The sequence below is a fragment of the Micromonospora sp. NPDC049662 genome, assembly GCF_040675055.1.
GTDB lineage: Bacteria > Actinomycetota > Actinomycetes > Mycobacteriales > Micromonosporaceae > Micromonospora.
The window spans coordinates 21,502-32,839 of sequence record NZ_JBFAOC010000054.1; the positions used below are offsets into that span (position 1 = coordinate 21,502).

12 protein-coding genes are annotated in these 11,338 nt (G+C 73.0%); 7 read left to right on the forward strand and 5 right to left on the reverse strand.

Annotated features, from left to right (window positions below):
• Positions 1-20: 20 nt before the first annotated feature.
• From AB0J36_RS27915 to cofC, 3 genes are read right to left on the reverse strand one after another with little or no spacing between them, the layout of a single operon-like run.
• The gene (locus AB0J36_RS27915; RefSeq protein ID WP_357131178.1) at positions 21-2,366 is read right to left on the reverse strand and encodes an RNA degradosome polyphosphate kinase; all 2,346 of its coding nucleotides are present in this window, start codon (positions 2,364-2,366) and stop codon (positions 21-23) included.
• Between the two features lie 54 nt (positions 2,367-2,420).
• Positions 2,421-2,618 (reverse strand): hypothetical protein, encoded by a 198-nt coding sequence (locus tag AB0J36_RS27920; RefSeq protein WP_007456426.1) that lies wholly within the window; start codon positions 2,616-2,618, stop codon positions 2,421-2,423.
• Between the two features lie 51 nt (positions 2,619-2,669).
• A complete protein-coding gene (gene cofC, locus AB0J36_RS27925) occupies positions 2,670-3,317 on the reverse strand; it encodes a 2-phospho-L-lactate guanylyltransferase (protein ID WP_357131174.1) in 648 nt (215 codons plus the stop codon).
• Positions 3,318-3,445: 128 nt separating this feature from the next.
• On the opposite strand from cofC, the gene AB0J36_RS27930 reads away from it, so the two are divergent.
• The 5 genes from AB0J36_RS27930 to AB0J36_RS27950 all read left to right on the forward strand — a co-directional run bounded on the left by AB0J36_RS27930 (position 3,446) and on the right by AB0J36_RS27950 (position 8,410).
• Positions 3,446-4,180: a lysophospholipid acyltransferase family protein gene (locus AB0J36_RS27930; protein WP_357131171.1), complete on the forward strand. Its 735-nt coding sequence runs from the start codon at positions 3,446-3,448 to the stop codon at positions 4,178-4,180.
• Complete coding sequence (locus AB0J36_RS27935) at positions 4,177-5,184, forward strand: NAD(P)H-dependent glycerol-3-phosphate dehydrogenase (RefSeq protein ID WP_357131168.1); 1,008 nt, start codon at positions 4,177-4,179, stop codon at positions 5,182-5,184. Before AB0J36_RS27930 ends, AB0J36_RS27935 begins: the two co-directional genes overlap by 4 nt.
• A gap of 7 nt (positions 5,185-5,191) precedes the next feature.
• On the forward strand, positions 5,192-6,310 hold the full coding sequence (locus tag AB0J36_RS27940; protein WP_363661329.1) for a cystathionine gamma-lyase: 1,119 nt from the start codon (positions 5,192-5,194) through the stop codon (positions 6,308-6,310).
• Positions 6,311-7,096 carry a putative protein N(5)-glutamine methyltransferase gene (locus AB0J36_RS27945; protein ID WP_357392986.1) on the forward strand — a complete coding sequence of 262 codons (786 nt, stop codon included), beginning with the start codon at positions 6,311-6,313 and terminating at the stop codon, positions 7,094-7,096.
• 264 nt (positions 7,097-7,360) lie between these two features.
• The gene (locus tag AB0J36_RS27950) at positions 7,361-8,410 is read left to right on the forward strand and encodes an ROK family protein (protein ID WP_357392988.1); all 1,050 of its coding nucleotides are present in this window, start codon (positions 7,361-7,363) and stop codon (positions 8,408-8,410) included.
• A gap of 73 nt (positions 8,411-8,483) precedes the next feature.
• Here the strand turns inward: AB0J36_RS27950 and AB0J36_RS27955 are convergent, their stop codons facing one another.
• Together AB0J36_RS27955 and AB0J36_RS27960 are read right to left on the reverse strand one after the other, a co-directional pair.
• On the reverse strand, positions 8,484-8,684 hold the full coding sequence (locus AB0J36_RS27955; protein ID WP_357131155.1) for a DUF397 domain-containing protein: 201 nt from the start codon (positions 8,682-8,684) through the stop codon (positions 8,484-8,486).
• 7 nt (positions 8,685-8,691) lie between these two features.
• The gene (locus tag AB0J36_RS27960; protein ID WP_357131152.1) at positions 8,692-9,537 is read right to left on the reverse strand and encodes a helix-turn-helix transcriptional regulator; all 846 of its coding nucleotides are present in this window, start codon (positions 9,535-9,537) and stop codon (positions 8,692-8,694) included.
• Between the two features lie 274 nt (positions 9,538-9,811).
• Here AB0J36_RS27960 and AB0J36_RS27965 point away from each other — a divergent pair, with 274 nt between their 5' ends.
• Together AB0J36_RS27965 and AB0J36_RS27970 are read left to right on the forward strand one after the other, a co-directional pair.
• Positions 9,812-10,030 carry a hypothetical protein gene (locus AB0J36_RS27965; protein ID WP_088946586.1) on the forward strand — a complete coding sequence of 73 codons (219 nt, stop codon included), beginning with the start codon at positions 9,812-9,814 and terminating at the stop codon, positions 10,028-10,030.
• Between the two features lie 171 nt (positions 10,031-10,201).
• Positions 10,202-11,302 (forward strand): D-alanine--D-alanine ligase family protein, encoded by a 1,101-nt coding sequence (locus AB0J36_RS27970; RefSeq protein WP_357131149.1) that lies wholly within the window; start codon positions 10,202-10,204, stop codon positions 11,300-11,302.
• Positions 11,303-11,338 lie beyond the last annotated feature (36 nt).

The following is an 11,338-nucleotide window of genomic DNA, read 5'->3' on the forward strand; positions in this document are numbered from 1 at the left end:
TCAGCCTAGGCGGTGATCGCTCAGCCGGCCGTGCCACCGACGCGGCGCAGCAACAGTTCCTGGAGATGGACGCGGGACGTCTCGTCGCCGCCGGCGCGCCGGGTCCAGGTGCCGTCGCCGGCCAGCTCGAACGCGTCGACGTCCGGGCTCATCGCGGCGGTCAGCACGTGGTCCAACTCGGCTCGGGCGATCGGGTCGCTCACCTGCACCAGCGCCTCCACCCGCCGGTCCAGGTTGCGGTGCATCAGGTCCGCCGAGCCCATCCAGAACTCGGCCTCGCCGTTGTTGCCGAAGCGGAAGATGCGGGAGTGCTCCAGGAACCGGCCCAGGATCGAGCGGACCCGGATGTTCTCCGACAGCCCCGGCACCCCCGGACGCAGCGTGCACATACCCCGGATGAGCAGGTCGACGTGGACGCCGGCCTGGGAGGCCCGGTACAGCGCGTCGGTCACGCCCTCGTCGACCAGTGAGTTGACCTTGAACTGGACCAGGCCGGGCATGCCGAGGCGGACGTGCGCGATCTCCCGCTCGATCCGTTCGATCAGTCCGCTGCGGATGCCCTGGGGGGCGACCAGCAGCCGCCGGTACGCGGTCTGCCGGCTGTAGCCGGTCAGCACGTTGAACAGGTCGGTGAGGTCCGCTCCGATCTCCGGATCGGCGGTGAGCATGCCGAAGTCCTCGTACAGCCGCGCGGTCTTCGGGTGGTAGTTGCCGGTGCCGATGTGGCAGTACCGGCGGATCTGGTTGCCCTCCTGCCGGACCACCAACGCGGTCTTGCAGTGCGTCTTGAGCCCCACCAGCCCGTACACCACGTGACAGCCGGCGCGTTCCAGGGTCCGGGCCCAGCCGATGTTGGCCACCTCGTCGAAGCGGGCCTTCACCTCGACCAGCACCACCACCTGCTTGCCGGCGGCGGCCGCGTCCACGAGCGCGTCCACGATCGGCGAGTCACCGCTGGTCCGGTAGAGCGTCTGCTTGATGGCGAGCACGTTCGGGTCGGCGGCGGCCTGCTCGATGAATCGCTGCACGCTCGTCGCGAACGAGTGGTAGGGGTGGTGCACCAGGATGTCCCCGTCGCGCAGGGTGGAGAAGACGCTGCGCGGCACCTCGCCCTCGGTGAGCCGGGGGTGCGTGGCCGGTACGAACGGCGGGTCCTTCAGGTCCGGGCGATCGGCCTCGCCGTACACCTGCCAGAGCGCGGACAGGTCCAGCAGGCCGGGCACCCGAAGTACGTCCTGGTCGTCCATGTCCAACTCGCGGACGAGCAGTTCCAGCATGTGGTCGGAGATGGACGCGGCGACCTCCAGCCGCACCGGCGGACCAAACCGGCGGCGGGCCAACTCCCGTTCCAGCGCCTGGAGCAGGTCCTCGTCGCGGTCCTCGTCGACCTCCACCTCGGCGTTACGGGTCACCCGGAACAGGTGACACTCGACCACCTGCATGCCGCTGAAGAGCTGACCCAGGTGCACCGAAATGAGGTCCTCGACCGGCAGCATCCGTACGCCCGGCTGGTCCCGGTCGACGCGTACGAACCGCGGGACGTTGTTGGGCACCTTCACCCGCGCGAACAGCTCGGAGCCGCCGTCCGGGTCGCGGACGGCCACCGCCAGGTTCAGCGACCGTCCCGAGATGTACGGGAACGGGTGCGCCGGGTCCACCGCGAGCGGGGTCAGCACCGGAAAGATGTGCTCCCGGAAGTAGGTGCGCAGCCGCTCCCGTTCGCCGTCGCCCAGATCGCCCCAGCGCAGGATGCGGATGCCCTCGTCGGCCAGCTTGGGCAGCACGTCGTCGACGAAGCAGGCCGCGTGCCGGGCGCCCAGCTCGGCGGTCCGTTCGGCGATCAGTTCGAGCTGCGTGCGCAGCGGGAGGCGGTCGCCGCCGCGTACCGGCAGGCCAGCGGAGAGCCGCCGCTTCAGACCGGCGATCCGCACCATGTAGAACTCGTCCAGGTTGCTCGCGAAGATCGCCAGGAACTTGGCCCGCTCCAGCAGGGGAGTGCGCTGGTCCTCGGCGAGGGCGAGCACCCGCGCGTTGAAGTCGAGCCAGGACAGCTCGCGGTTGAGGAAGCGGTCCTCCGGCAGCGGGGGAGGGGTCGGTGCCTGCTCGTCGTCCCCGGCGGATGGCGACCCCGGCTGGACCCCACCGGCCGCCGGGCCGTCCGTCTCGGTGGTCGTGACGGCGGGGTCGAGGACCTCGTCCAGCCCGGAGGAGGCGCCCCCCGGGTCGTCGGCGAGCGTGTCGGCGCGGGCGGCGCCGGCCCGTTCGGCCCGGGACGGGCGGAAACGGCCGTCGGTGCCGCGGATGCGGGCGCCGTTGCGGGGGTCGGTGGCGGGCGGGGTGACCGGGTGCTCGCGAGGGGTGCTCACCCGCTCATAATCACCCGATTCGAGTTAACGCAAAATGAACTTGGCCCTGCCAGCTCAGTTCATCGTCGGCAATGTCACCCGGACGACCTCGCCGTCGGGATCGGTGTCGATGCGGACCCGCTGGCCGAGCCGGAGCAGCCGCAGGCCGGAGGCGTCGAACGCCCGGGCGGGAAAGCGCAGCTCGGTGCCGTCGTCGAGCAGCAGGACGCCGCTGCGCGTCGCCGCGTCGTAGCTGGCCACCGTGCCCTGCATGCTGGCACCGTACACCGGCGGGGTCACCCCGGTGCTGCGCGGCCGGCACCCTCAGCTCGTGGCGCGCGCCGGGCGGACCGTGGCGAGCAGCGCGGCCGTGCGCGGTCCCAGACCCAGGCGGGCGGCCTCGGCCAGGTCGTCCGCGGTGTCCACGTCACGTCGCAGACTCGGCCAGTCGCCGGTCAGCGGCAGCGCTCCGCTCGCCTCGTGCGCCGCCGCCGAGTCGATCCCGAACCGCGGATCGAGGTCGACGCCCGGCGGGGCGGTGAGCAGCACGGTCCCCGTACCGGGCGCGTCCGCGACGAACCGGCGTACCCCCTCGGCCCCGCGCAGCGCCGCGAGCAACGCGGCGGCCAGGTCCTGCGGGCGCAGCGCCGGCAGGTCGGCGGTGAGTCCGGTCACCCACCGCGCCTCGGTCTGTGCCGCGCCGTGCCGGAACGCCGCGTTCAGGCCGGCGTCCGGCAGGTCGGCGAGGGTGCGCGCGCCGAGGGCCCGCGCCGCCCGCGCCACCCGGTGGTCGTCGGTCACCACCAGGGCCTCGGCGACCGCCGGGCAGGCCAGCACCGCGCGCAGGGTGTCGGCCGCCAGCGCCAGCGCCAGCTCCTCATGGGGTACGCCGGGCAGCGCGCCCCGCAGCCGGCTCTTGGCTTCGGTCAGACGCTTCACCGGCACCACGACGGCCCACCTCGGCTGACTCACGTCCGCAATCCTGCCAGCCGGACGACGGGACCCTCGCTGGCCGTACCGGGGGCGAGCAGGCATGATTTCCGCTGCGGGTGTCGCGGGTGGGGCGCGCGCGTGTGGTCGGGGCGCGACGAGGAGGCACAGTGGCACGGCGGAGGCTGGGGTTCTGGCAACGGTTCGCCGTGGGGCTGGTCAAGCCGGTGATGACCGTCTGGACCCGGCGGACCTGGCGCGGCCAGGAACACCTCGCCGGTGACGGCGGTGTGATCATCGTGCCGAACCACATCTCGCACGCCGACCCGCTGGTCTCCGCGCACTTCGTCTACGACTCCGGCCGGTGGCCGCAGTTCCTGGGCAAGGCCAGCGTGTTCCGGGTGCCGGTGGTCGGCTGGATCCTGCACCGCTGCCGGCAGATCCCGGTCGAGCGGGGCAGCGTCGAGGCGGTCCGCTCGCTGGACGCGCTGGTCGCCGCGCTCGACGAGGGCGGTGCGGTCGTGATCTACCCGGAGGGCACCACCACCCGGCAGCCGGAGCTGTGGCCGATGAAGGCCAAGACCGGTGCCGCCCGGCTGGCGCTGGCCACCGGCGCGCCCGTGGTGCCGGTGGTGATGTGGGGGCCGGAGCGGATCTTCGACCCGCGTACCAGCCGGCTCAACCCGCGCCCCCGGATCCCGGTGACCGTGGTCGCCGGCGCCCCGGTCGACCTCAGCCGCTGGGCGGACGCGCCGCCGACCCGGGAAACCCTCGAAGAGATGACGGACGCCATCATGCTGCGGCTGCGGGACATGCTCGCCGAGATCCGGGGCGGGACCCCGCCACCCCTGTGGGAACGGCCGGTCCGACGGTCCGTCGAGCGGCCTGAGGGCGAAGCGGCATGAGCGGCCACGTCGCGGTGCTCGGTGCCGGCTCCTGGGGCACCGCCTTCGCCAAGATCCTGGCCGACGCGGGCCGGGACGTGACGGTGTGGGCCCGCCGGGCCCCCGTTGCCGAGAGCATCCGTACCGAGCGTCGCAACCCCGAGTACCTGCCGGACCTGCTGCTGCCGGCCCGGGTCACCGCCACCACCGACGCCGCCGAGGCGATCACCGGCGCCGAGGTGGTGGTGCTCTCCGTGCCGTCGCAGACCCTGCGCGGCAACCTCGCCGAGTGGGCCCGGCACCTGCACCCGGACTCGACGCTCGTGTCGCTGATGAAGGGCATCGAACTCGGCACCACCAGGCGGATGAGTGAGGTCATCGTGGAGACCGCCGGGGTGGCCGCGGACCGGGTGGTGGTCGTCTCCGGCCCGAACCTGGCCCCGGAGATCGCCGCCGAGCAGCCGGCCGCGACGGTGGTGGCCGGCACGAACGCCGACCGGGCCACGCTCGTGCAGTCGTCGATCCGGACGCCGTACCTGCGCCCGTACACCAACGACGACGTGATCGGCTGCGAGCTGGGCGGCGCGGTCAAGAACGTGATCGCGCTGTCCTACGGCATCGCCACGGCGATGGGCTTCGGCGACAACACCCGGGCCATGCTGATGACCCGGGGGCTGGCCGAGACGGCCCGCCTGGGCGTGGCGCTCGGCGCGGACCCGATCACCTTCGCCGGCCTGGCGGGCATGGGCGACCTCGTCGCCTCCTGCTCGTCGCCGCTGGCCCGGAACCGCACCTTCGGCGAGCACCTGGGTCGGGGCGAGACCCTGGAACAGGCCCAGGCGGCCACGCGACAGACCGCCGAGGGCGTCAAGAGCTGCCTCGCGATCCGCGACCTGGCGCGGGCGCACGGCGTCGAGATGCCGATCACCGAGCACGTCGAACGGATCTGCCATGAGGGGATGGACCCGCGCCTCGCCGTCCAGGCGCTGATGAGCCGCACCGCCAAGCCCGAGTCGTACGAGTGAGGACCTGATGAGCGAGTGGGGAGACGGTACCCGCTGTGTCCGCGCCGGCCTGCCGGAGCCGGCACCGGGTGACCCGTTCCTGCCGGGGCCGGTGTTCGCCGCGCCGTACCACCTCGACCCGCGGCAGGGGCCGGACGCGTCGCCGAACGGCTACGGCCGCCCGGACAACCCGACCCGGCGGCTGCTGGAAGCCGCCGTAGGCGAGTTGGAGGGCGGGGACTGCCGCGTCTTCGCCAGCGGTCAGGCCGCCATCACCGGTGCGCTGTTCACCCTGCTGCGCCCGGGGGACACCGTGGTGCTGCCCTCCGACGGGTACTTCCCGGTGCGGGCGTTCGCCACCGCCGTGCTGGAGACGATCGGCGTACGGGTGCTCTTCGTGCCGACCGTCGGCCCGTACCCGTCGTTCGAGGGCGTCCGGCTGGTGTTGGTGGAGACCCCCGCCAACCCGGGCCTGGACGTGGTCGACGTGGCCGCCCTGGCGGAGCGGGCGCACGCCGCCGGCGCCCTGCTCGCGGTCGACAACACCACGGCCACCCCGCTCGGGCAGCGTCCACTGGACCTCGGAGCCGACCTGGTGGTGGCCTCCGGCACGAAGGCGCTCACCGGCCACTCCGACCTGCTGCTCGGCTACCTGGCCAGCCGGTCCGCCGAGGTGGTGGAGGCGGTGACGCTCTGGCGTACCAGCACCGGTTCGGTGCCGGGCGCGTTCGACGCCTGGCTGGCCCACCGGTCGCTGGCGACCCTCGACCTGCGGCTGGCCCGGCAGAGCGCGAACGCCGCCGCCGTCGCCGACCTGCTGGCGGCCCGTCCGGACGTGACCGGGCTGCGCTGGCCGGGGCTGCCGGCCGACCCCGCCTATGCGGTGGCCTCGACGCAGATGCGCCGGATGCCCGGGGTGCTGTCGTTCGACCTGGGCGACGCCGATCGGGTCGCCCGCTTCATCGAGGCCGCCCGGCTGGTGGCGGCTGCCACCTCCTTCGGCGGATTGCACACCACGGCGGACCGACGGGCCCAGTGGGGCGACGACACCGCGCCCGGTTTCGTCAGGCTCTCCTGCGGAGCCGAGGACACGGCCGATCTGGTGGCCGACATCGCCGCCGCGCTGGACGCCAGCGCGGGGGCCTGAGTGAAGTCACCGCCGATCGACCGGTCGGCCCTGGTGGGTCGGCTGCGCGCCGCCGGCTGTGTGTACGCCGAGGACGAGGCCGAGCTGCTGCTCGCCGCCACCGACGATCCGGTGGCACTGGCCGAGCTGACCGACCGCCGGGTGGCCGGTGAGCCGCTGGAGTACGTGCTCGGCTGGGCGGAGTTCTGCGGCCTCCGGATCGGCGTCGACCCGGGCGTCTTCGTGCCGCGCGGCCGGACGGCCCTGCTGGTCGAGGTGGCGGTCGAGCTGACCGGTCCCGCCCCGGCCGTGGTCGACCTCTGCTGCGGCTCCGGGGCTGCCGCCGTCGCGCTGGCGCACCGGCTCGCGCCGCGCTGGCTGGCCGCCGCCGACATCGACCCGGTGGCGGTGGCGTGCGCCCGGCGCAACCTCGCCGGGCTGGCCGCCGAGGTGTACGAGGGTGACCTGCTCGCCCCGCTGCCCCAGCGCTGGCGGGGGCGACTCGATCTGGTGGTCGCCAACGCGCCGTACGTGCCGACCGACGCGGTGGCCCTGATGCCGCCGGAGGCGCGGCTGCACGAGGCCCCGGTGGCGCTCGACGGCGGGCCGGACGGGCTGGCCGTGCTGCGCCGGGTGGGCGTCGAGGCGGCGACCTGGCTGGCCCCGGGCGGTCACCTGGTGGTCGAGGCCGGCGAGACGCAGGTGGACGCGCTGTGCGCGGCCCTCCAGGCAGCCGGCCTGACCCCCGCCGTCCACCACGACGAAGACCGCGACGCGACAGCCATAACAGCCCGCCGCCCCCGCTGACCCCCCTCGCCCGCGTGCCCGCTCGCCCGCGTGCCCGCTCGCCCGCGTGCCCGCTCGCCCGCGTGCCCGCTCGCCCGCGTGCCCGCTCGCCTGCTCCCCGCGATCTTGCACTTCCGGTGGTCGAGATGTGGCTATACGTGCCCTTTGTCGCCACAGAAAGTGCAAGATCGCGGGGATCCGGGGTCGGGAGGGGGAGTGACGTGGCGGGGGAGCGGGGTTGGCACTAGCCTCGGCTCACACTCATGAGGGCGGGAGGCGGTTGCGGTGGGCAGCGCAGGGGTGCCGGTGGTCGTCGGCCTGGACAACGGCGGCACCAGCAACAACGCCACCGTGCTGACGGTGGACGGCCGCTTCCTGGTCGACGGCCTGCTGGAGATCCCCAGCGAGGTGCAGGCCGGCCCGGAGGCGGCGATCGAGGCGCTGGCGCGGGCGCTGGACGGGGCGCTGGCGCAGACCGGTGTTCCGCGCGAGCTGGTCCGGGCGGTCGGGCTCGACACCCCCGGACCCGCGAGCGCGACCGGCGTCATCTCGTCGCGCGGCTCGACCAACTTCTCGCAGCCGGCCTGGCGTGGCTTCGACGTCCGAGGCGCGTTGGAGCGTCGGCTGGGCCTGCCGGTGATCTACCACAACGACGGCAACGCGGCCGCGCTCTACGCCCACCACGTGTACTTCGGTGACGAGGCGATGACCCGGTCGTCGGTCTCGGCGATCGTCGGCACGGGCCTCGGCGGCGGGGTGGTCGAGAGCGGCCGGGTGATCGCCGGCGCAGCCGGCATGGCCGGCGAGTTGGGTCACGTGCACATCCCGCTGGGCGGCCTGCTCGGCGCGGAGCAGTCGGAGCCGACCTGCGCCTGCGGCTTCACCGGCGATGTCGAGAGCATCGCGTCGCTGACCGGCATCGAGCGCAACCTGCTGCCGTACTGGCTGGCCCGGTATCCCGACCACCCCCTCGCGGCCGAGCCGGTGGCACGGGCGGCGAAGCTCGTGCGGGGCTACGGCGAGCGGGGTGACGCGCTGGCCCGGGACCTCTTCACCCAGCAGGCGATGGCGCTGGGCCGCCTGTTCACCCTGGCGGCCAACTTCACCGACCCGCACGCGTACTTCGTCGGTGGCGGTGTGGTGGAGGCCGCGCCGGCATTCCGGGACTGGTTCCTGGCGACGGTCCGCGAGCACACCGTGCTCCGCGCGGAGCAGGCCGCCGTCGCCACCTTCGCGCTCGTGCCGGACCGCGACATGGCCGGCGCCCGTGGCGTGGCGATCGCCGCCCTGGAGGCCGTACGTGCCGCGCCGGAGCCCCGCCCGCTGGTCGCCTGACCCCCACCTGGCCGCGCCCCGCGTTCCGGGCTGTGTCCAGCCCGGTCGGCGGGGCGCGGGTCCTACTGAGTGGTCAGCGGCGCGGTGGGGCCTGGGCGAAGGTGGCCCAGGCCGCCGGGGGGAACAGCAGGGCCGGGCCGGCCGGGTCCTTGGAGTCGCGGACGGCCACCAGTCGGGGGATCGCGGCCACCTCCACGCAGGCTCCCTCGTCGCCGCTACGGCTGCTCTTGCGCCACGCCGCCGTGGCCAACGCCGCTGAGATCGTCGGTGTCATCGGTCTCCTACCGTCCCTTCAGGACTGACAGGAGCATCGCCCGGCTGTCCGCCGGACTGAGCGCCACGCTGCGCAGATGCTCCATGATCTTGGTGCAGGTACGCGTCTCGCCCGCCCGGTCGAGGATCATCTGACCGGCGACGGTCTCCACCGACGCGATGATCGGGTCCTCCGGATCGGCGAACTCCAGGATGTGCAGCGAGCCACGGGTGCCCCGGTGGTAGCCGGCGGAGAGGGGAATCACCTGGACGGTGATGTTCGGCAGCTCGGCCATCTTGACGAGGTGCCGCAGCTGGCCCTCCATCACCGACTCGTCGCCGACGGGGCGCAGCAGCGCGCCCTCGTCGATGATCGCGTCGAGGATGGGTGGGGTGTCGGCGGTGAGCCGCTGCTGGCGGTCGAGCCGGATCTTGACCCGTTGCTCCACCAGCTCGTCGCCCAGGGTGTGCGGGCCGCCGCGCATCACTCCGCGGATGTAGTCGGCGGTCTGCAGTAGTCCGGGCACCACCGACGGCTCGAAGTTGGAGATCGCGGTGGCCTCCGCCTCCAGGGCGATGAAGTCGATGGTGCGCGGGTCGAGCAGGTACGAGTACGACACCCACCAGCCCGGTTTGCGCGCGTCCTTGGCGAGTTGCACCGCGGCGGCCACCTCCTCGGACGTCACCCCGTACGAGGTGAGCAGGGCGCGCACGGTGGCCGGGCTGATCAGCGTCTGGGCGTTCTCGTAGCGCGAGAGGGTGCTGCGGGTGCTGTTGATCTCGTCTGCGGCGGACTCCAGCGTCAGCCCGGCGGCTTCCCGGAACTGGCGTAGGGCGATGCCGAGTCGGCGGGCACGGGCGGTCTTGGGGGCCATGCATCGATGGTCGCACACATTTATGGGAACGGGTACATGAGAGATGGCCGATGAGAGTTGCATTCATGGCTGTAGACGTGTCAATCTGTTATCGCGTCCTCACCGCCGGTTGTCGTGGCGACGGTGGTGGTGAGCGACCGGAGGGGATAGGGCGCGCGGCGATCGGGTTTCTCCCCCGTACCCGATCGCCGCGTGCCGCCCGTGCCCGACCGCCGGAAGGGGACGACGTGCGTACCGGTCCGAAGTCTCCGCCCCCGCGCCCCGGGGTTCGGGGATGACCCGCTTCCTGGTCGTGCTCACCGACGTGCGTCCCGTCGAGGGCATCGACCGCAACGAGCGGGTCGCCCCCGAGCGTCGCCGCCAGGTCGTGGGCGCGAGCAGCAGGGAGGCCGCCGACCGGATCGCCGGCGCCTTCATGGCGCTGGGCATGGTCCGGGCCGGCCGGCAGCGGGTCAAGGTGATCGCGGTCGGTCGCCGGCACTCCCGGGACTGATCGACCCCACCATTCCGTCACACACCGTATATGCTCTGTTGACCGAATGCCGTGTCGCGTCGTGGCTCGCCGGGTATCGCCGCGCCTGATCGCCACGCACAGTAAGGTCAACCGGGTGAGCGCCACCGGCGAGCACGACCAGCCGCAGCCGCGTACGAAGAGGTGACCGGAGTGACCACCCCAGGCAAGACCCGCGTGGCGATCGTCTTCGGCGGCCGCAGCCCGGAGCACGGCATCTCCTGCGTCAGCGCCGGCAGCGTGTTCGGCGCCCTCGACCCCGACGAGTACGAGGTGGTGCCGGTCGGCATCACCCGCGCCGGCCAGTGGGTGCTGACCAGTGGCGATCCCGCCCAACTCGCCATCGACGCCCGCCAGCTCCCGGAGATCACCGCCGAGTCCGGCGCGGACATCGTGCTACGGGCCGACCCCACCGGCAACGGGCTGATGGTGCTCGACCCGACCGAAGGGCCCCGGGCGCTGGCCGACGTGGACGTGGTCTTCCCCGTGCTGCACGGCACGTACGGCGAGGACGGCACCATCCAGGGCATGCTCGAGATGGCCGGCATCCCCTACGTGGGGGCGAACGTCTTCGCCTCCGCCGCCGCGATGGACAAGGAGTTCACCAAGAAGCTCTGCGCCATCGAGGGCATCCCGGTCGGCGCGTACGCGGTGCTGCGCAACGGGATGACGCTGAGCGAGCAGGACAAGAAGCGGCTCGGCCTGCCGGTCTTCGTGAAGCCGTCCCGCGCGGGCTCCTCGTTCGGCATCACCCGGGTGACCGACTGGGCGCAGCTCGACGAGGCGGTCGCCACCGCCCGGCAGTTCGACCCCAAGGTCATCATCGAGGCCGCGATCGTCGGCCGCGAGATCGAGTGCGGTGTGCTGGAGGGCGAGGCCGGTGGCACCCCCGAGGCGTCCGTGTTGGCCGAGGTGCGTGTCGTCGCCGACCACGACTTCTACGACTTCGAGGCCAAGTACCTCGACGACTCCTGCGAGTACGACATCCCGGCCGGCCTGCCCGACAAGGTGACCCGCCAGGTGCAGGAGTACGCGGTCCGCGCGTTCACCGCGCTGGACTGCGCCGGCCTGGCTCGGGCCGACTTCTTCGTCACCCCGGACCTGGACGTCTACCTCAACGAGATCAACACGATGCCCGGGTTCACCCCGACGTCGATGTTCCCCCGGATGTGGGCGGCCTCCGGCCTGGAGTACCCCAAGCTGGTCAGCCGGCTGATCCGTACCGCCCAGCGGCGCGGCGTCGGCCTGCACTGAGTCGAGGACGTCCTCGACGCGTGGCCCGTCGTACGG